Source organism: Pseudomonas sp. 2(2015), from assembly GCF_000955865.1.
GTDB lineage: Bacteria > Pseudomonadota > Gammaproteobacteria > Pseudomonadales > Pseudomonadaceae > Aquipseudomonas.
The window spans coordinates 107868-127966 of record NZ_JYOF01000025.1; the positions used below are offsets into that span (position 1 = coordinate 107868).

The window sequence follows — 20099 nt, forward strand, 5'->3', positions numbered from 1 at the left end:
GCTAACAAGGTGTACCGGGCAGGACAACTGGTAAAAATGCTAGGTCGATCAGCGGATTTATGGATGATTCAGGCCACGCAAGGTCATCAGCCCCGCCAGCGGCCACTCACCCTCGAGTTCGGCCAGGCTGGCGGTGCTCATCGGCGCCGGAGGTTGGCGGCTGCCATGCGCCAGCAGGCTGACCAGGTTGCCCACCAGCGGCTGGTGACTGACCAGCAACACTTCGTTCACGCCCAGGTTTTCCAGCTCGCTGATTACCGCGTGCGGGTCACTGTCGGGGGTCAGCCACGGCACGGTCTGCACCGGTTTGCCGAAGCCGAGGGCTTCGTGGACCAGCGCCGCAGTCTGCTGGGCGCGCACATAGGGGCTGGCGAGAATCACCTGCAGCGGCTGCCCGAGCAACTGCGCCGCGCTACGCAGCACCTGCTCGCGGCCATGGGCGGTGAGACGGCGCTCGGCATCGGTGTTGGCCCGCTGCTCGGCTTCGCCGTGACGCAGCACCCACAACTTCACAGCTTCGGCTCTTCGTCGCGCACCGGGTGCGCTGCCGGCGGCACGCTGTGGGCAGCCTCGCCTTCAGGCGCGCGCGGGGTTGGCCAGTCGGCGAACGGCCAGGGCTTCTGGTCGCTGTGGAAGCTGCCGAAGCGGCCGATCTGGGCCAGGAACTGGCTGAGGCTGTCGCCGAAATTCATCAGGCTGGCGCTCGGTGCGCCGTAGATCAGCCGGTAGATCAGTTGCACCAGCACCAGGCCACCGAGCAGCAGTTCGGCCAGTTGCCAGACCACCAGGAATACCAGCATCCACAACACGCGCAAGATGATCGACTCGCGCTGGGTCTGGTTTGAAGAATCGTTCATGTCCTGCTCCTGCTTAGTTGAAACCGCTGGTGGAGATAAAGTCGACATCGGTTTTCGGCTCGCCACGCATCAGCAGCTCGATCACCTGGGTCAGGGTCCGGCCTTCGAACAAAATCGCATGCAAGCCGGCGACCAGGGGCATGTACACCTGGACCTCCTGGGCTTTGACCTTGAGCACCTTGAGGGTGTTCACCCCTTCGGCCACTTCGCCCAGGCGGCTGACCGCCTCGTCCAGGCTCAGGCCCTGGCCCAGGGCATGACCAACCTGGTAGTTGCGGCTCTTGGGCGAGGAGCAGGTGACGATCAGGTCACCGACCCCGGCCAGGCCCAGGAAGGTCATCGGGTTGGCGCCCTGGCTGACGGCAAAGCGGGTCATCTCGGCCAGGGCGCGGGTAATCAGCATGCTCTTGGTGTTCTCGCCCATACCCAAGGCCACGGCCATCCCGGCAATGATTGCGTAGACGTTCTTCAACGCCCCGCCCAGCTCGACACCAAAGCGGTCGCCGCTGGCATAAACACGGAAGGTGCGCCCGTGCAGCACAGCCTGGACCTGCTGGCAGAGGGCCTCGTCTTCACTGGCGACCACGGTGGCGGTCAGCGCGTGCTCGGCCACTTCGCGGGCCAGGTTCGGCCCGGACAGCACGCCGATGCGCGCCTGGGGGGCGATTTCTTCGAGGATCTGGCTCATCAGCTTGAAGCTTTGCGCCTCGATGCCCTTGGTCAGGCTGACCAGCATCTTGCCGCCCAGCAACTGGGCGTGGGGCGCCAGCACGCTGCGCAGGGCGCTGGAAGGTAAGGCGACGAAGATCAGCTCGCAGGCCTGCAGGGTCGCCAGCAGATCATTGACCGGCTCGACCCCGGCATGCAACTTGATGCCCTTGAGGTAGCGCGGGTTCTCGCGGTTGCTGCGCATGGCCTCGGCCTGCTCGGGGTCGCGCATCCATTGGCGCACCCGAACACCGTTTTCTGCCAGCAGATTCGCCACGGCGGTGCCGAAACTCCCGCCTCCCAGAACTGCAACAGGCTGCTGTTCAGTCATATCCAATCCGTTAAAACCAATTTAAGTGGCGACCTGCGCATTATACGGAGCGCCGGTGCCAGAGCCAGTGGCAGATGACCGAATCGCCGCTGGGAAGCGTCGCGCCATGACTGGAAAATGCCCACCACTCGGTTAACATGCCCGACTTGAACCTGTTACCAAGGCCGCACTGTGTCTTTTGGCCCGACCTGCAAACGCCCTTTATTACTGCTGACTGCCCTGCTCAGCGGCCCCAGTGTGGCTGACGACCTGTTCGTCGACAGCCAGGCTTTGCCGCAAGTGCTCACCGCCACCCGCCTCAAGCAATCGCCAGCGGCGGTGCCGGGCAGCATGACCGTGCTCGACAACGCGCTGATCCGCGCCAGCGGCGCCCGCGACATACCCGAACTGCTGCGCCTGGTGCCGGGGATGATGATCGGCTACGGCGCCGGCAACCAGCCGACGGTCAACTACCACGGCAGCAACGTCAACGATGCCCGGCGCATGCAGGTGCTGATCGACGGCCGCTCGGTGTACCGCGCAGGCCTGGCCACGGTGGACTGGAGCGATATCCCGCTGGCCATGGAAGACATCGAGCGCATCGAGGTGTTCCGCGGCCCCAACACCGTCAGTTACGGCGCCAATGCGCTGATGGCGGTGGTCAATATCCTTACCCGCAGCCCGGCCGACAGCCACGGCACGCGCTTGAAAGTCACCCGTGGCCAGCGCGGCATCAATGACTGGTACGCAAGCCAGGGCCTGGGCTGGGACGGTGGCGACCTGCGTCTGTCATTGTCGGGCATGCAGGACGACGGCTTCGACCAGAACCACCTGGGCCAGGACTACCGCGACAGCCGCCGCCTGAACCGCCTGAACCTCAGCGCCAGCCACACCCTGGCCAGCAACCAGAGCCTGGAGTGGCAGTTCGCGGCCAAAGAAGGCAGTGACCAGCGTCCTTATACCTATAAACCAGTGTTTCCCTACGTTACTGCCGCCGGCAACAACGCCGACCTCAACGCCAAGGATTACGCCGGCTCGCTGCGCTGGAACATCGACTTCAACCCGAACCATAGCCTGTACATCCAGGGCTCGGCCCAGCACTGGGAACGTGAACAGGTGTGGCGCGCCTGCGATGCGGCGCTGTCGTTCAGCCCGCAACTGACCCAGCTCTGGCGCCTGAACCCGAACTACGCCGAGCAGGTGGCGCGCAACATCACCTCACCCCTGCCCGCCGGCAGCAGCGAGGAGACCGCGCTGGCAACGCAAGTCCAGCAGCAATGGCGCAACGGCGGCGCGCAGCAGGTGTGCGGCGATATCGACCAGAGCACCCGGGAAACCCGCTACGACCTTGAAGTGCAGGACACCCTGAGCCTGTCCGACAGCCTGCGCCTGGTCAGTGGCGCCAATTACCGCTACGACCGCGCCGACTCGCAGACCTACTTCAATGGCAGCCTCGACGACAGCACCTGGCGCCTGTTCGGCCACCTGGAATGGCGCGCCGACGAGCACTGGATCCTCCAGGGCGGGGCCATGTACGAAGATGCCCGACTGTCCGGCAGCTCGCTGACCCCGCGGGTGGCGGTCAACTACCTGATCACCCCGCGCCATGGCCTGCGCGCGGTGTACTCGGAGGCGGTGCGCTCGCCGGACATGTTCGAGAACAACGTCAACTGGAGCTACCGGGTCAATAACCTGGAACCTGGCGCTTTCGGCCAGCGCGACGCCGATTACTTCGTCAAGACCCGCGGCCCGGGCGATCTCGAGCAAGAGCGCATGCGCTCGCGGGAACTGGGCTATAACGGTTACTTCGCCGATGCCGACCTGAGCGTCGACCTCAAGCTGTTCTACGACGAAATCACCGGCATGATCAGCGAACCGCTGCGCAACAACCAGTACATTGCCAGCAACAGCAACAAGGCCCGCTTCAGCGGCAGCGAAGCGCAGCTGGACTGGCGCCTGAGCCCGGCCGATCGCCTGCGCCTGACCTACGCCTACGTCGATGCCTGGGCCAGCAACCCGGCCGACCGGCGCCTGAGCGCCCACAACAGCGGTTCGGCCGGCTGGCTGCGGAACTGGGGCGGCGGTTGGTCCAGTGCGCTGTTCTACTACGGCGACGATGCCCTCAACCAGTACCGCTTCGAACGCGTCGACTTACGCGTGGTCAAGCACCTGCGCTGGAATCGTACCAGCCTGGAACTGGCCGGCATGCTCCAGCAGCGCCTGGATGACGAGCCGACGACCATCTACGACAACCGCTATGACAGCCGTCACGTGCTGTCTTTCAGTGCGGAGCTGGCGTTCTGATGCGCCGCCTGCGGCGCTGGCTGCTGCTGGTCTGCCTGTGGCCCCTGGGCAGCCTGTCGGCCAGTGAGATCCTGCTCACTGCCAGCCAGGACAACCCCGGCGTGCGCAGCTTCGTCGACGCCTTGCGCGAGCGCCGCCCGGCTGACCAGGTGCGCTTCGTACCGGTGGCCGAGCTGCCACGACCGAGCCAGATTAAAGCCGCCACCCGCTTGATCCTGCTCGATGGCGCCAGCCTCGAATGGCGCCTGAGCGAAAGCGCCGGTCCACCGGCGCTGGCCTTGCGCGTCAGCCGCGTCCAGGCCCAACAGCGTCTGGGCAGCCTGCGCCCGCCTTACCTGAGCCTGCTATGGAGCGACCCGCCGCTGGCCCGCCAGCTGCGCCTGACCCGCTACCTGTTGCCGCAGGCCAAGCGCGTGGGCGTGCTGTATGCCGAGCACAGCCAGTTTCTGCTCGACGAGTTGCGCAAGGCGGCCAGCCCGTTGGGCCTGGAGATCATCGCCGAAGCCTGGCCAGACCTGCGCGACAGCCGCCCACTGCAAAGTCTTCTGCAAAACAGCGATGTACTGCTGGGCATCGACGATCCACAGTTGTACAACTCGAAAACGGCGAAAAACGTTCTGCTCAGCAGCTATGGCCGGCAAATGGCGCTGATCGGGCCTAATGCCGGCTTCGTCAAGGCCGGCGCCCTGGCCAGTACCCTGAGCGATCAGGACGACTGGCTGGCGGTGCTCGAGCGGCTGCTCAACCAGGCCCCCAATCGCTGGCCACGCACGCTCTATCCGGATCACTTCAACGTGCTCGGCAACCAGCAGGTGGCCCGCGCCCTGGGCATCGAAGCGATTGACCCGTCCGCCGCCGCCCTGGCCCTGGCCGAAGGAGAAAGCACACCATGAGACGGCGCCTGAGCTGGGACATCCACACCCGCACGCAGATCATCAGCCTCGGCCCGGCCCTGTTGCTGACCCTGCTGCTGATCAGCTTCTTTACCTTCGTGCGTATCCAGGATTTGCGCCAGGAGCTCAACCACACCGGTCAACTGATCGCCAACCAGTTGGCCCCGGCCTCCGAATACGGGGTAATCGCCGGTAATAACGAAGTGCTCGAAAGCCTCATGCGCGCGACCTTGAGCATCCCCCACGTGCGCTTTCTCGAGGTCCAGGACAGCAGCAACCATATCCTCGTGTATGTCGAGCAGCCGGACGAAAGCAACAACCGCGCACAGCAAGTCGAAGTGTTCCAGGCCCCCATTCGCCTGCAGCAGATCCGCCTGGACAACGACTTTTTGCACAGCAACGCACCGGCCAGGAGCATCGGTGACGACTATCTGGGCCGGGTAATCGTCGGCATGTCGGACGATGCCTTCAGCGAGCGCCAGCAGGAAATCGTGGTCAAGGCCGGGATCCTCGCGCTGTTTGCCCTGCTGTTCACCTTTATCCTCGCCCGGCGCCTGGCCCTGAGCCTGGCCAAGCCGATCAGCGACATGGGCCATGCGGTCAAGGCCATCCAGCAAGGGCAGTTCAATGCGCCGCTGCCGGTGGTCGACGACAGCGAACTGGGCCATCTGGCGCGGCACATCAACAACCTTGCCAGCGCCCTGGGCACAGCTAGCCATGAACAACAGCAAGCCATGTCGCAACTGATCCAGGCCCGCGAAGAAGCCGAACAGGCGAACAAGGCCAAATCCGACTTCCTGGCGATGATGAGCCACGAACTGCGCACGCCCATGAACGGCGTCATGGGCATGCTGCAACTTCTGGAAACAACCCCGCTCAACGAGGAACAGGCCGAATACACCGCGGTGGCCAGCGAGTCGACCGGGCACCTGCTCAAGGTCATCAACGATATCCTCGATTTCTCGCGCATCGAGCGCACCAACCTCGAGCTTGAGCATATCGACTTCAACCTCGGCGAGCTGATCGGCAGCAGTGTGCAGTCGTTCCAGCACCTGGCCCAGCAGCGCCAGCTGGAGCTGCAACTGCGCCTGCCGCCGGGCATGGAACAACTGCAAGTGGTGGGCGACCCGACGCGCATCCGCCAGGTGCTGCTCAACCTGATCGGCAACGCCCTGAAGTTCACCGAGCGCGGCAGCGTGCACATCGAACCGCGCTGGCAGGTGCTCGACCGCCAACTGATCTGGTTCACCTGCGCGGTGCGCGACACCGGCATCGGCATCGACAGCACCCGCCTGGAGATGATGTTCGTTGCCTTCCAGCAAGCCGACAGCTCGATCTCACGCCGTTATGGCGGCACCGGCCTGGGCCTGTCGATCGCCCGCACCCTGGCCGAGCGGATGGGCGGAACCCTGCGCGGCGAAAGCCGTGAAGGCCTGGGCTCGACCTTTACCCTGGAAATGCCCCTGGCCCTGTCGACCGCGCAAACGCCGCGCCTGCCCAGTGGCCTGACCCGCCCCGAAGACGACGGCCAGGGCCGACGGATCCTGCTGGTCGAGGACAATCCGGTGAACCAGACGGTGATCGAAGCGATGCTGCGCAGCCTGGGCTTTGAAGTCTGCGTTGCAGTTGATGGCGCCCAAGCCGTGGCCCAGGCCGGACGTCAGCGCTTTGCCGCCGCACTGATGGATTGCCGCCTGCCGATCATCGATGGCTACGAGGCCACCCGGCGCATTCGCCTGCTACCACAGGCGGCGGCCATGCCGATCATCGCCCTGACCGCCAATGCCTTGCAGGGCGATCGCGAGCGTTGCCTGAACGCCGGCATGAACGACTACCTGGCCAAGCCGTTCAAACGCACTGATCTGCAGCAAATTCTGCAACGCTGGCTGCCCGGTCAGACAGCTGTGACTGGCGATAAATGCTAAATTGCGGCAGTCTAAGAGACTGGACAAGCGCCGCGAAGGGCTTGAAAATAAAATTTCAGTGCACAAGTGTACTTCTTTGCCCCGTGCGCTGTGACTTTCACTACAACGCAATAGTCTATGTGTAGGCTGCCGGCTCAAACGCTAGCGTTTTGGGACGGCCGGGAAGATTTGCCCCCTGCCGCACGGGGACTATTGAGGAGCTCGCATGACCAAACAAAACGCCTTTACTCGGGAAGACCTGCTGCGCTGCAGTCGCGGTGAGCTGTTCGGCCCAGGTAACGCGCAACTGCCCGCCCCGAACATGCTGATGGTTGATCGCATCACCCATATCAGCGCCGAGGGTGGCAAGTACGGCAAAGGTGAATTGGTCGCCGAGCTGGATATCACCCCGGACCTGTGGTTCTTCGCCTGCCACTTCGAAGGTGATCCGGTGATGCCGGGCTGCCTGGGCCTGGATGCCATGTGGCAGCTGGTCGGTTTCTACCTCGGCTGGCAAGGCTTGCCGGGCCGTGGCCGCGCCCTGGGTTCGGGCGAAGTGAAATTCTTTGGCCAGGTCCTGCCGACCGCCAAGAAAGTCACCTACAACATTCATATCAAGCGCGTCCTCAAAGGCAAGCTGAACATGGCCATCGCCGATGGTTCGGTCAGCGTCGACGGTCGCGAGATCTACACCGCCGAAGGCCTCCGGGTCGGCGTCTTCACCTCCACTGACAACTTCTAAGGGTTATCCGCATGCGCCGCGTCGTTATCACTGGTCTGGGCATCGTTTCGTGCCTGGGCAATGACAAAGAGACCGTCTCCGCCAACCTGCGTGCAAGCCGCCCTGGCATCCGATTCAACCCGGAATATGCCGAAATGGGTCTGCGTAGCCAGGTTTCCGGCTCCATCGACCTCAACCTCGAAGAACTGATCGACCGCAAAATCTACCGCTTCGTTGGTCACGCCGCTGCCTATGCCTACCTGGCAATGGCCGACGCGATCAAGGACTCGGGCCTGACCGAAGAGCAGGTTTCCAACCCGCGTACCGGCCTGATCGCAGGCTCCGGCGGCGCCTCGACCCTGAACCAGATGGAAGCGCTGGACATCCTGCGCGAGAAAGGCGTCAAGCGCGTTGGCCCGTACCGCGTCACCCGGACCATGAGCAGCACCGTCTCGGCGTGCCTGGCCACCCCGTTCAAGATCAAGGGCCTGAACTACTCCATCGCCTCGGCCTGCGCCACCAGTGCTCACTGCATCGGTACCGCGATGGAACAGATCCAGATGGGCAAGCAGGACATCGTCTTCGCCGGTGGCGGTGAAGAAGAGCACTGGAGCCAGTCGTTCCTGTTCGACGCCATGGGCGCCCTGTCCAGCAAGCGCAACGACACCCCGGAAAAAGCCTCCCGCGCCTACGACGCTGACCGTGACGGTTTCGTCATCGCCGGCGGTGGCGGCATGGTCGTGGTTGAAGAGCTGGAACACGCCCTGGCCCGTGGCGCCAAGATCTACGCCGAAATCGTCGGCTACGGCGCGACGTCCGATGGCTACGACATGGTCGCGCCAAGCGGCGAAGGCGCCATCCGCTGCATGCAGATGGCCATGTCCACCGTCGACACCCCGATCGACTACCTGAACACCCACGGCACCTCGACCCCGGTGGGCGACGTTGCCGAGATGAAGGGCGTTCGCGAAGTGTTCGGCGACAAGGCTCCGGCCATCAGCTCGACCAAGAGCCTGTCCGGTCACTCCCTGGGCGCCGCCGGCGTTCACGAAGCGATCTACTGCATGCTGATGATGGAGGGCAACTTCATTGCCGGTTCCGCCAACATCGACGAACTGGACCCGGAAGTGGCCGACCTGCCGGTGCTGACCAAGACCCAGGAAAACGCCAAGATCGATACCGTGATGAGCAACAGCTTCGGTTTCGGCGGCACCAACGCTACCCTGGTACTCAAGCGCTGGGCTGGCAAGTAAGGGCTTGCCCCTTGCACTCAAAACGCCCCGACTCGTCGGGGCGTTTTTGTTTGTGCCTTACACCGAAAAGCGCCCCACCAGCCCATTGAGCTCAATCGCCAGCTGTGACAACGCCTGGCTCGCCGCATTGGTCTGATTCGCCCCCGCCGACGTCTGCATCGCCAGGTCGCGAATATTGGTCAGGTTGCGATCCACCTCCCGCGCCACCTGCGCCTGCTGCTCCGAGGCACTGGCGATCACCAGGTTGCGCTCGTTGATCAGGCTGATGGCCGCGGCAATCTCCTCCAGCGCCGCCCCGGCGGCATGTGCGCCTTCCAGGGTGCCGCGCGCCCGCTCGTTGGTCTGCTGCATACCCTCGACCGCACGATTGGTGCCCTGCTGGATGCCGTCGATCATCTGCTCGATTTCCCGGGTCGACTGCTGGGTGCGATGGGCCAATGCCCGCACCTCGTCAGCCACCACGGCAAAACCGCGCCCGGCATCACCGGCGCGCGCCGCCTCAATCGCCGCGTTCAGGGCCAGCAGGTTGGTTTGCTCGGCAATCGCGCCGATCACATCCAGCACCTTGGTAATGCCATGCACCTGTTGCGCCAGTTGCCCGACCTCTTCGGCGTTGGCGGTGACGCCAGCGGCCAGGTCTTCGATCGAGGTCACGGTCAGGCGCACCTGCTCGCGCCCTTGACGGGCGATGCGGTCGGACTCGCGCGAGGCTTCGGAGGTGGCCACGGCATTGCTCGCCACCTCCTCCACTGCCGTGGTCATCTGGTTGACCGCGGTGGCCGCCTGTTCGATTTCCTGGCTTTGCTGCATCAGCCCGCGGGTGGCATCTTCGGTTACCGCGCTGAGCTCTTCGGAGGCCGAGGCCAGCTGGCTGGAAGAATCGGAGATGCGCCCGATGGTATCGCGCAGGCTTTGCTGCATCTGTTTCAAGGCCGCCAGCAAGCGCGCCGGCTCATCCTTGCCCTGCACCGAGATCTGCGGGGTCAGGTCACCGGTGGCGACCACTTCGGCGACCTGCAGCGACTGTGCCAGTGGCCGGACGATGCTGCGGGTCAGAGTCAAGGCCAGGACCACGGTGAGCACCACAGCGGCGATCAGCAAGCCGATCACCCAGATCCGCGCCTGCGTGTAGACGACTTCGGCAAGGTCGGTGGCGCTGTTGGCATGCTGATTATTGAGCGCGATCAGCTCGTTGAGGCTGGCGGTCATCTGGTCGGCGAGCTGGTTCATCTCGCCATTGACCATGGCCACCGCCTCTTCCACCCGGTGCTCGGTGGACAACTGCACCACCTGGGCCTGCAGCTTGAGGTAGCGCCGCTCCAGGTCCAGGTAGCGGTCGAACAGGGTCTGTTCTTCAGGCAGGACGATCAGCGCCTGGTACTTCTGCTGGGCCTTGTCCAGACCGGACTTGATCTCTTCGATGCGCGACTTGTTCTGCTCCAGCGCCGCCGCATCGCGATTGACCAAAAGGCGCAGGGTCAAGGCGCGGATGCGCAACATGTCCTGGGTCATCTGCCCGACCGAGATCACGCTGGGCAACCAGTTGCTGTCGACCTGCTCGGACTGCTGGCGCATGCTGGTCATCTGCATCAAGGCAAACGCACCCAAGGCAAACACCAGTGCCGCCACCAGGCCGAAGCCCAGGCCGGCCCTGGGCGCGATATTCATGCTTCTCAAGCTCATCTTCTGGCTCCCTCCAAAAGCGCTGCTCAATAGGGCAGCAGTCCTTGCTTCTAGACGGTATCGGCCTGTGGAAAATTTGCGTAAGACGAAAACGTGATATCAAAAGGCCTTATGATCGCGACGCCAGGGTCGCCCTGCCTCAGCGCACGGTAAAGCGCTGCTCGGCCAGCAGGCGATCGCCCTGAAAGACCATGAAATGCCATTGCCCCGGCACCACTTCGTGGTTCTCGGTGAACTCGTACGCCATGACATCCTGGACCGCACCGGGCACCAGCTTTTGTACCACTTCGAACTTGTCGTGGCGCTTGCCGTCGGGTGTGCGCACGCCAGGGGTGAGGTACAGCAGGGTCAGCGGCGTGTCCTCGGCGACCTTGCCTTCCAGGCGGTAGCGCATACCGAACTTGCTACCCAGGCGCGCCGGGATTTCATCGGTGGGCTGGATGGTCTGGTTACTCTGGCTCAGCACCCGCTCACCGGGCTGGAAGTTCTGGTGGCGGGTTTCGAACAGGCCGTACTCGACCGGGCCTTCGACGCGAACCTCGGCAGCGGCCAGGCCACTGACCAGCAACAGCCCGCACAGGGCGCTGAAACGACGTGGAAACATAGTGCACTCCATCAGGTTGATGGCGGCAGGCTATGACGCGGGCATGACAAGCTGATGACAGTCCTGTCACTTGCGTGCCTTGGGCAGCACCGCGAGGAAGTTGTCGCGGGCGACCTTTTGCGCCACCTCGGCAGGCAAGGCATCCAGAAACGGATCGAAACCATGCAACTGTTCGCCCAGGCTGTTGAAGCGCCCGACCACGTCGGAGCCAAGCATGAAGCGCTCGGGGAAGCGTTTGACCAGCGCCAGCCACTCAGCCCTGGGCTTGCCCTTCTCATCCAGCAGATAAGGCTGCAGCACGCTCCAGGACAGGTCTATGTACAGGTTCGGGTAATCCTCGAGCATCCGTGTCAGGGTCGGCAGCAGAAAATCCAGCTGCGTCTGGTGCCGATGAATCTCCATACTGGTGCCGGCATGGGCCCAGATGAAGCGGGTGTGCGGGTGATTGCGCAACGGCTCTTCGATTTCCGCCAGGTACAGCGGGTTGCGTTCGCGCTTGGAGGTGATGTTGGAATGGATCAGCACCGGCAGGTCCTGCTCGGCGGCCAGGTGATAGATGCGGGTCATGGCCTCGTTGTTGGCCCTGGGCGTGTCGCCGCTGGTCAACGCGGTGAGGTCGTCGTGGCGGGTGAACACCTCGCCGATCCCCTGCCACAGGCCCGGGTGCAGCGCGAGCATGCGTTCGATGTGGGCCACGGCGTTCTTGTCTACCGGGTTGAAGCCGGTGAGAAACGGATGAAAGCGCTGGCGCTGCTCAGGCGAAAGCTTCTCCAGCGCCGCAGCAACGTAGATGTCGGTGGCGCTGTACCAATAGGCATCGGCATCATCGCCCGCGTAGTAACGCGGGCGCTTGGGCTCGTCTTCGTGCCACTTCTTGGCCACCGGGATGCCGGAAATCATCGACTGGTCGATGCGCGCCTCATCCATGGCCTTGAGCAAGGCGTCCATGCCGGCGGTTTCCTGGAAAAAATCGACGTAATGCAGGTGCGCATCACTGTAGTGATACTCGCGCGCCTGCGCCGCCTGCAGCGACAGCCCCAGCAACAGCGCCCAGCCCAGACACCTGGCAATCATTTCGCATTCCTTCTGGCCGATTCAGACAGGGTAGACCGGAGCGAACACACGCCAGTTCAGCAGGTTATGCTACAAGAACTTTCCCTGCTGGCCTGGAGCACACCGTGAGCCTTCCCCTGGTCATCCGCCCTCGCGCCGAATCGGTCGAAGGCCAACCTATCCTGCGCCCCCTGCCCTCGGCCCAGTGCCGCAGCGTCGGGCCGTTCGTGTTCTTCGACCACATGCTCGAAACCGACTACCCGGCCGGGCGCGGCATGAACATCCGCCAGCACCCGCATATCGGCCTGTCGACCCTCACCTACCTGTTCGAGGGCGAAATCCAGCACAAGGACAGCCTGGGCTCGGATCAACGGGTCAAGGCCGGTGAAGTCAGCTGGATGACTGCCGGCAGCGCCATCGCCCATGTCGAGCGCACGCCGGCCGAACTGCTGCCTGGCAGCTCCCGATTGCACGGTTTGCAGGTGTGGCTGGCATCGCCCAAAGCGCATGAGCAAGGCCCGGGGCACTACAGCCATCATCCGGCGGCGAGCCTGCCGGTCAGTGACAGCCTGGGGGTGCGCATTCGCATGATTGCCGGCAGCGGCTTTTGCCTGCAATCGCCAGTGCCGGTGTTGTCACCGACCCTGTATGCGCTGGTGCAGATGCAGGCGGCCACTACTCTGACGGTGCCCACCGAGCATGCCGAGCGTGCGCTGTATGTACTGGATGGCGAAGTCAGCCTCAACGATGTGGCGATCGAGCCGTGCAGCCTGGTGATCTTGCCGCACGGTGAAGAGATGAGCCTGTATGCCGACAGCGAAAGCCAGTTGGTGCTGTTTGGCGGGGCGCCGCTGGACGGGCCGCGGCGGATGAACTGGAATTTTGTTGCCAGCGATCCGGCGCTGATCGAGCAGGCGCGGGCACGCTGGGCGGCCGGGGAGTGGCCGACGGTGCCGGGGGAAAGTGAACGGATCGAGTTGCCTTGAGGTTACTGCGACCGCTACGCGGTCGATCGCCGGCAACGCCGGCTCCCACAGGGTGGAGACATACAGGTCCATTGTGAGAGCCAGCCTTGCCCCTTCACTCAGCGCTGGAACACTTCATCGAGCAAATTGAACATTGCCCGGAACGCGCGCTTGGATGTGCGGGCGTCGTACTTCATCTTGCCGGGAATGTTCGCCGCGGTATCGGTGAACGAATGCACCGCGCCGCCATAGCTGATCAGTTGCCAATCGACCTTGGCCGCATCCATCTCGACTTCGAAGGCCGGCAACTGCTCTTTGGGCACGAACGGGTCGGCGGCGCCATGCAGCACCAGCATCGAAGCCTTGACCTTGCCTTCTACCGCCGGCAGCGGCGTATCGAGGGTGCCGTGGAACGACACCGCAGCCAGCAGGCGGGCATCTTCGCGGGCCAGCTCCAGGGCGCAGCAACCGCCGAAGCAGAAGCCGAAGGTGGCCAGCTTGCCAGGCTCCAGTACCGCCTTCGATTGCCCCAGCAACTGGTCCAGCGCCGCCTTCAGGCGCTTGCGCAGCTCGACGCGGTCGTTCTTCAGCGGCATCATCGCCGCCCCTGCTTCATCCATGTTCGACGGTCGCAGGGTCTGGCCGTAGATGTCGGCCAGCAACACCACATAGCCCTGAGCGGCGACTTCGCGGGCGATACGCTCGGCGCCCTCGCCCACCCCCATCCAGTTTGGTGCCATCACCAACCCAGGCTGTTCGCGGGCGCCCTGGGTAAAGAACAAGCGGCTCTCATAGGCTTTGCCGGCAACATGATAGACCAGCGATTCGACGGTAACCTTGCTCATGCACTCCTCCTTGCACAATGAAAAAAGCCCGCCGAAGCGGGCTTTCCTGCAACTACTTAAGCCGACAATTCGACCAGCAGCTTGTTCAGGCGACGAACGTACGCCGCCGGGTCCTTGAGGCTATCGCCCGCCGCCAGCGCGGCCTGATCGAAGAGGATGTGCGAGAAGTCGGCGAAACGGTCTTCGCTCTGCTCGTTGTCCAGCTTCTCGATCAGCGGGTGGCCCGGGTTGAATTCGAAGATCGGCTTGGAGTCCGGCACCTTCTGCCCGCTGGCTTCGAGGATCTGGCGCATCTGCAGGCCCAGGTCCTGTTCACCGATGGCCAGGATCGCCGGCGAATCGGTCAGGCGGTGCGACACGCGCACTTCGCTGACGCTCTCGCCCAGCGCCGCCTTGAGGCGCTCGACCAGGCCTTCTTTCTCCTTGGCGACTTCTTCCTGGGCTTTCTTGTCCTCTTCAGAGTCCAGCTTGCCCAGGTCCAGGTCACCGCGGGCGACGTCGACGAAGCTCTTGCCGTCGAATTCGCTCAGGTAGCTCATCAGCCACTCGTCGATACGGTCGGTCAGCAGCAGCACTTCGATGCCTTTCTTGCGGAAGACTTCCAGGTGCGGGCTGTTCTTGACCTGCGCGTAGGATTCGCCGGTGAGGAAGTAGATCTTGTCCTGACCTTCCTTGGCGCGGGCCAGGTAGTCGGCCAGGGCAACGCTCTGCTCGCCGCTTTCGTCATGGGTGGAGGCGAAACGCAGCAGGCCGGCGATCTTTTCCTTGTTGGCGAAGTCTTCAGCCGGGCCTTCTTTCATCACCTGGCCAAAGTTCTTCCAGAAACCCTTGTACTGCTCAGGCTCGTTCTTGGCCAGCTTCTCGAGCATGTCCAGCACGCGCTTGGTCAGCGCCGACTTCATCGAATCGATGATCGGGTCTTTCTGCAGGATTTCGCGCGAAACGTTCAGCGACAGGTCGTTGGAATCGACCACGCCCTTGATGAAACGCAGGTACAGCGGCAGGAAGGATTCTGCCTGGTCCATGATGAACACACGCTGCACGTACAGCTTCAGGCCGCGTGGCGCTTCACGCTGGTACAGGTCGAACGGGGCGCGGGCCGGTACGTAGAGCAGCGAGTTGTACTCAAGCTTGCCTTCGACCTTGTTGTGGCTCCAGGCCAACGGGTTCTCGAAGTCGTGACCGATGTGCTTGTAGAACTCCTGGTATTCCTCGTCCTTGATCTCGGTACGCGGACGGGTCCACAGGGCGCTGGCGCGGTTGACGGTTTCCCATTCTTCGGCCGGCTTTTCTTCACCTTCGCCGACTTCGACCTGTTTTGGCAGCTCGATCGGCAAGGCGATGTGGTCGGAGTACTTCTTGACGATGTTGCGCAGGCGCCAGCCGTCGGCGAACTCTTCTTCACCTTTTTTCAGGTGCAGGACGATGCGCGTACCGCGCTCGGCCTTGTCGACAGTGGCAACTTCAAAGTCACCCTCGCCCTTGGACGACCAGTGCACGCCCTCGGCAGTTGGCAGGCCGGCGCGGCGGCTGAATACGTCGACCTTGTCGGCGACGATGAAGGCCGAGTAGAAGCCCACGCCGAACTGACCGATCAGGTGCGAGTCCTTCTTCTGGTCGCCGGTGAGGTTTTTCATGAAGTCGGCGGTGCCGGACTTGGCGATGGTGCCCAGGTGCGCGATGACCTCTTCGCGGCTCATGCCGATGCCGTTGTCTTCGAGGGTGACGGTGTTGGCGTCCTTGTCGAAGCTCAGGCGGATTTTAAGCTCGGCGCCGCCTTCGAGCAGCTCTGGCTTGGCCAGGGCTTCGAAGCGCAGTTTATCGACGGCGTCGGAGGCGTTGGAAATCAGTTCGCGAAGGAAGATTTCCTTGTTCGAATACAGGGAATGGATCATGAGGTGCAGCAGTTGCTTCACCTCGGTCTGGAAGCCCAGGGTTTCTTTTTGAGTTTCCACACTCATGGTCTTCAACACTCCGATCTGATGGCAGTTGTCGTTGGGCAGGCCGGCGGCCTGCTTTCACGGCGGGATGCACAACAGATGGGGGTGGCTGGGGCTATTTCAAGGGCGAAGTCATTTCTTCGATCTTGAAATGCGCGCGCGCCGTGGCAATCGGTTCGTCCGCGTCGCCCTGCCAGGCGGTTATGGCCACGTTGGTTACCCGCCGGCCCTGGCGCCATAGCTGGCAGCGGGCGTAGGTGTCGCGGTAGTGGCCGGCGCGCAGGTAGTCGATGGAAAAGTCGATGATCTTCGGGATCGCCGCGCTTTCGCTGAAAATCAGCAGGTACAGCGCCGCCGACAGCTCCATGAAGCCTGCGATCACCCCGCCGTGGATCGCCGGCAGCAACGGATTGCCAATGTTGTCCTGGCTGGCCGGCAGGCAAAATAACAGGTCATCGCCCTGGCGGCTGCACTGGATACCAATCAATCCGGCATAAGGGATCAACTGCAGCAGCGGCTCATAATTGCCTTCGGCATGGGCCTGGCGCAGTTGCTGGTGTACCTCTGGCGGAATCATTGGCCGCTCCCCTTGAGCTTGCTGGCGAAATTCAGGCCGCCCTTGATACCCTTGCCCAGGCGCATGAAAGTGCCAACCACCTGGGCGATCGGCTGCTGCGGGTCGTCCTGGTAGGCCAGCCCACGGGTGAAGATCACATCGCGAGAAACGCGGTAGCAGTAGGCATGGCCGAAGATGTCCTTGCCGGCCTCGGCCGGCTGCATGTAGTCGATGCGCAGGTCTAGCGTCGGGCATACCTCGAACTCAGGCAGCGCACAAAGGGTAGCCATGCCGCAGGTGGTGTCCATCAGGGTGGTCACCGCCCCGCCATGCACGGCGCCGGTCTGTGGGTTGCCGACGATCTTCGTCGAGTACGGCAACACCAGGGTCATGCCTTGGGCATCAGCGTGATGCACGCGCATCTGCAGCACCTGGCAATGTCGCAATGCCGAGAGAAAACGTTCGGCCATTGCCAGCAAAGAAGTGTCGGTCATTTGAAAAACTCCCGGGCCATTGAGAACATGCACACAGTCTGGCAAATGTCCATATAGAACCATTTGTTATATATCTGTATTGTGCGCGGAACTTCTACCGGTTACTTGAGCTCGAAGGAACAAGTAACTTATTCCACAAGGAGAAACACCCCATGCGTAAACCTTTTGCTTTTGCCGTTATGCTCGCCGCTGCTCTGGGCCTGGCCGCTTGCGATAAAGCCAGCGAGAACAAAGCCCAAGATGCTCAACAACACGCCGAGCAAGCCCAAGAGAAGATGGGTGAAGCTCAGGATAAAGTGAACGAGGCCGCGAAAGAAAACGCCGAAGCCGCCAAAGATCAGGCCGAAGCGCAACAGAAAGCCGCTGAAGAAGCTGCAAAAGAAGCTGCACCTGCTGCTCCAGCTACTCCTGCCGAGCCTGCCAAGTAAGCAAGCCCGCCGGAATAAAAAAACCCGACGCTGTCGGGTTTTTTTATGCCTGTTGCAATAGGGTTAAACGATTCAGTCAATAACCTTCAGGCGAGGTTCTCTTTGCCGGGTTCCGCCACCGGCGCTTCGGTCGGGGTATAGACCATCACATCGAGCACATCGGAGTGGAATTCACGGCGATACAGCACCAGTACTACCCCGGTACTCATCAACATAAACAACCAGGGGCTGATAAACCAGCAGAGCATGGCCATGCCGAAGTAATAGGAACGCAGGCCAAAGTTGAACTGGTTGGCGGCCAGGGAAATAACCTTGGCCGCTCTAAGGGCAAAGGCCTTGCGCTCAAGTTCGCTGACCTGACGCTCGCCGATCATCGGCGCCGAACCCACCAATACGGCGGCGAAGTTGTATTGACGCATGCACCAGCTGAAAGTGAAGAAGGCGTACACAAATACCATCGCCAGGCACAGCAACTTGATTTCCGACATGCCCTGGGACGCCTGCTGCACCAGCGGCAGGTCTGCCAGCAACGATACCGCACGGTCTGATGCGCCGAGCACGGTGAGAATACCGGCCAGGATGATCAAGGTGCTGGAGGCAAAGAACGAGGCGTTGCGCTCCAGGTTACCGATCACGCTGGCATCGGCGATGCGGTTGTCACGCAGCAGCATGCGGCGCATCCAGTCTTCGCGGTACAGGTGCAGCACGCTGGCCAGGCAAGCGGTATCGCGGCCCTTCCAGGTGGCATAACGGGTGTATCCGCCCCAGCAGACAACGAACCAGCAGGCGGCCAGCAAGTGGATCAGATTGCTTTGAATGAAGCTCATGCAAGGTCCTGATTGAAGTTTCGAGCACAATAAAGCCCATTGACCGGCTTTCGACGCTTTAGCGCAGAAAAAGACACGTCTGCCGTGCAGAAACGAAAAAGCCCCGCGTCCTTGCGGACACGGGGCTCGGAATTTGCCGTGACGGTCACCCTGTTGGCTTGTGGCCGGTGTCCGTCATAGGGCCAATTCTCAGGCCAGCACTTCGCGTGGCTTGCCAAGCATGCGGTCACACACCACCGCAACGCCCAGGGCCACTACCGACGGTACCAGCCAGGCCAGGCCCTGCTCGCTCAGCGGCAGGTGGGCGAGGATTTCCGGCAGTTCGCTGGCCAGGGCGGTGCCCTTGATGGCATCGATCATGCCGAACAGCAGCGAAACCAGCATCACCGGCGCGAGGATGCGCACCTCGGAATTCCACAGTTCTTTGCAGAAGCTCAGGCCTACGACCACGATGCACGGCGGGTAGATAGCCGTCAGCACCGGAATCGAGAACATGATCAGCTTGGTCAGGCCGAGGTTGGAGATCAGCAGCGAGAAGCCGGCAAGGATCACCACCAGGGTGCGGTACGACAGCGGCAGTACCTGGCTGAAATACTCGGCACAGGCGCAGGTCAGGCCAACGGCGGTCACCAGACAGGCCAGGGCGATCAGCACGGCCAGGAAGCCGCTGCCCAGCGAGCCGAAGGTGTGCTGTACATAGGCATGCAGTACCGCTGCGCCGTTGCTGGCACCGGCGGCGATTTCATGGCTGCCGGCACCCAGGCGGAACAGGCTGATGTACACCAGGGCCAGGCCGACACCGGCGATCAGGCCGGCGATGATCGCGTAGCGGGTGATCAGCCGCGGCGATTCGACACCGCGCGAACGGATGGCGTTGACGATGACGATACCGAACACCAGGGCGCCGAGGGTATCCATGGTCAGGTAACCATTGATGAAGCCCTGGGAGAACGGTGCGGCAACGTAGGCCGGCTGCGCTTCACCGATACCACCGGCGGGCAGCATGAACGCGGCGATGCCGAGTGCGGCCAGGGCGATGATCTTCAGCGGCGCGAGGAAGCGACCGACGGTGTCGAGCAACTTGCCCGGGTACATGGATACCGCCAGCACCACCAGGAAGTACACCAGGCTGTAGATAAACAGGGCCAGCGGGCTTTCACCGGTCAGCGGCGCAACACCCACCTCGAAGGATACGGTGGCGGTACGCGGAGTGGCGAACAGCGGGCCTACCGACAGGTAGCACACCGCCGCCAGCAGGCCGCCGGCGACCTTGCCGATCGGGCTGCTCAGGGCATCCATGCCGCCGCCGACCTTGGCCAGGGCGACAACAGTGATAACCGGCAGGCCCACAGCAGTGATCAGGAAACCCAGCGCCGCCATCCACACGTGTGGACCGGATTGCAGACCGACGATAGGTGGGAAAATGATATTGCCCGCGCCGACGAACAAAGCGAACGTCATAAAACCAAGTGCCAGGATGTCCTGGCCTTTTAAAACTTTCATTAAGGAAATACCACACTGCTGAAATCGGGATTTAGAGAGGGATTTCCCCTTGGGTGAGGGAAATGCTGCCTGGCTGGATGAGCCAGACCCGTTTAGCGTGTCGTTCCCTTTTGGGGAGCGGGCACAAAATGAGTGCATAGGTTAACGAATTTGTCACAGAAACGCACTGCTGCAGGGCTGCTTGTCCGATGTGTGAATATGCGTGTCGCTTGCGCGACAGCCTCAAGCGGCAAGTTACAAGCCGCAAGCTT

The 20099-nt window shown here is 62.6% G+C and carries 19 protein-coding genes; 7 read left to right on the forward strand and 12 right to left on the reverse strand.

All coding sequences use genetic code 11. The annotated features are described in order from the left end of the window. Window positions 1-57: 57 nt before the first annotated feature. From sixA to UB48_RS26145, 3 genes are read right to left on the reverse strand one after another with little or no spacing between them, the layout of a single operon-like run. Window positions 58-513, reverse strand: coding sequence for a phosphohistidine phosphatase SixA (gene sixA / locus UB48_RS26135; RefSeq protein ID WP_045202173.1), 456 nt, complete (start codon window positions 511-513; stop codon window positions 58-60). Beyond that, entirely contained in the window at window positions 510-857 is a 348-nt protein-coding gene (locus UB48_RS26140) for a DUF4389 domain-containing protein (RefSeq protein ID WP_045202175.1), read from the reverse strand. The genes sixA and UB48_RS26140 overlap by 4 nt, the downstream gene beginning before the upstream one ends. A 13-nt stretch (window positions 858-870) precedes the next feature. Beyond that, window positions 871-1896 carry an NAD(P)H-dependent glycerol-3-phosphate dehydrogenase gene (locus UB48_RS26145; RefSeq protein ID WP_045202177.1) on the reverse strand — a complete coding sequence of 342 codons (1026 nt, stop codon included), beginning with the start codon at window positions 1894-1896 and terminating at the stop codon, window positions 871-873. Window positions 1897-2067: 171 nt separating this feature from the next. Between UB48_RS26145 and UB48_RS26150 the strand changes: the two genes are divergently transcribed. The 5 genes from UB48_RS26150 (at window position 2068) to fabB (ending at window position 8950) form a co-directional block, all read left to right on the forward strand. Continuing rightward, window positions 2068-4179 (forward strand): TonB-dependent siderophore receptor, encoded by a 2112-nt coding sequence (locus UB48_RS26150; protein WP_045202179.1) that lies wholly within the window; start codon window positions 2068-2070, stop codon window positions 4177-4179. After that, the gene (locus tag UB48_RS26155; protein WP_045202181.1) at window positions 4179-5072 is read left to right on the forward strand and encodes an ABC transporter substrate-binding protein; all 894 of its coding nucleotides are present in this window, start codon (window positions 4179-4181) and stop codon (window positions 5070-5072) included. The genes UB48_RS26150 and UB48_RS26155 overlap by 1 nt, the downstream gene beginning before the upstream one ends. Further along, a complete protein-coding gene (locus UB48_RS26160; protein WP_045202183.1) occupies window positions 5069-6997 on the forward strand; it encodes an ATP-binding protein in 1929 nt (642 codons plus the stop codon). The genes UB48_RS26155 and UB48_RS26160 overlap by 4 nt, the downstream gene beginning before the upstream one ends. Window positions 6998-7202: 205 nt before the next feature. Beyond that, window positions 7203-7718 carry a 3-hydroxyacyl-[acyl-carrier-protein] dehydratase FabA gene (gene fabA / locus UB48_RS26165; RefSeq protein WP_045202185.1) on the forward strand — a complete coding sequence of 172 codons (516 nt, stop codon included), beginning with the start codon at window positions 7203-7205 and terminating at the stop codon, window positions 7716-7718. An 11-nt stretch (window positions 7719-7729) separates the two neighbouring features. Then, window positions 7730-8950: a beta-ketoacyl-ACP synthase I gene (gene fabB, locus UB48_RS26170; protein WP_045202187.1), complete on the forward strand. Its 1221-nt coding sequence runs from the start codon at window positions 7730-7732 to the stop codon at window positions 8948-8950. Between the two features lie 57 nt (window positions 8951-9007). Here the strand turns inward: fabB and UB48_RS26175 are convergent, their stop codons facing one another. The 3 genes from UB48_RS26175 to UB48_RS26185 form a co-directional block, all read right to left on the reverse strand. Continuing rightward, complete coding sequence (locus tag UB48_RS26175) at window positions 9008-10633, reverse strand: methyl-accepting chemotaxis protein (RefSeq protein WP_045202189.1); 1626 nt, start codon at window positions 10631-10633, stop codon at window positions 9008-9010. Window positions 10634-10772: 139 nt separating this feature from the next. After that, window positions 10773-11237 carry a DUF3859 domain-containing protein gene (locus UB48_RS26180; RefSeq protein WP_045202191.1) on the reverse strand — a complete coding sequence of 155 codons (465 nt, stop codon included), beginning with the start codon at window positions 11235-11237 and terminating at the stop codon, window positions 10773-10775. 66 nt (window positions 11238-11303) lie between these two features. Then, window positions 11304-12311 carry an amidohydrolase family protein gene (locus tag UB48_RS26185; protein WP_045202194.1) on the reverse strand — a complete coding sequence of 336 codons (1008 nt, stop codon included), beginning with the start codon at window positions 12309-12311 and terminating at the stop codon, window positions 11304-11306. A 104-nt stretch (window positions 12312-12415) separates the two neighbouring features. Here UB48_RS26185 and UB48_RS26190 point away from each other — a divergent pair, with 104 nt between their 5' ends. Beyond that, window positions 12416-13276, forward strand: a complete 861-nt coding sequence (locus tag UB48_RS26190) for a pirin family protein (protein ID WP_045202196.1) — start codon at window positions 12416-12418, stop codon at window positions 13274-13276. Window positions 13277-13374: 98 nt separating this feature from the next. Here UB48_RS26190 and UB48_RS26195 read toward each other — a convergent pair whose 3' ends face one another. From UB48_RS26195 to UB48_RS26210, 4 genes are all read right to left on the reverse strand, one after another. Further along, entirely contained in the window at window positions 13375-14100 is a 726-nt protein-coding gene (locus UB48_RS26195) for a dienelactone hydrolase family protein (RefSeq protein WP_045202198.1), read from the reverse strand. A gap of 56 nt (window positions 14101-14156) precedes the next feature. Continuing rightward, window positions 14157-16061, reverse strand: a complete 1905-nt coding sequence (gene htpG / locus UB48_RS26200) for a molecular chaperone HtpG (RefSeq protein ID WP_045202200.1) — start codon at window positions 16059-16061, stop codon at window positions 14157-14159. A 94-nt stretch (window positions 16062-16155) separates the two neighbouring features. Continuing rightward, a complete protein-coding gene (locus UB48_RS26205; protein ID WP_045202202.1) occupies window positions 16156-16617 on the reverse strand; it encodes a PaaI family thioesterase in 462 nt (153 codons plus the stop codon). Next, window positions 16614-17090, reverse strand: a complete 477-nt coding sequence (locus UB48_RS26210; protein WP_045202204.1) for a PaaI family thioesterase — start codon at window positions 17088-17090, stop codon at window positions 16614-16616. Before UB48_RS26210 ends, UB48_RS26205 begins: the two co-directional genes overlap by 4 nt. A gap of 152 nt (window positions 17091-17242) precedes the next feature. On the opposite strand from UB48_RS26210, the gene UB48_RS26215 reads away from it, so the two are divergent. Continuing rightward, entirely contained in the window at window positions 17243-17518 is a 276-nt protein-coding gene (locus UB48_RS26215; RefSeq protein ID WP_045202206.1) for a hypothetical protein, read from the forward strand. A gap of 86 nt (window positions 17519-17604) precedes the next feature. On the opposite strand, the gene UB48_RS26220 is transcribed toward UB48_RS26215, so the two are convergent. Further along, the gene (locus tag UB48_RS26220) at window positions 17605-18345 is read right to left on the reverse strand and encodes a DUF599 domain-containing protein (RefSeq protein WP_045202208.1); all 741 of its coding nucleotides are present in this window, start codon (window positions 18343-18345) and stop codon (window positions 17605-17607) included. 189 nt (window positions 18346-18534) lie between these two features. After that, window positions 18535-19848 carry a branched-chain amino acid transport system II carrier protein gene (brnQ, locus tag UB48_RS26225; protein WP_045202210.1) on the reverse strand — a complete coding sequence of 438 codons (1314 nt, stop codon included), beginning with the start codon at window positions 19846-19848 and terminating at the stop codon, window positions 18535-18537. Window positions 19849-20099 lie beyond the last annotated feature (251 nt).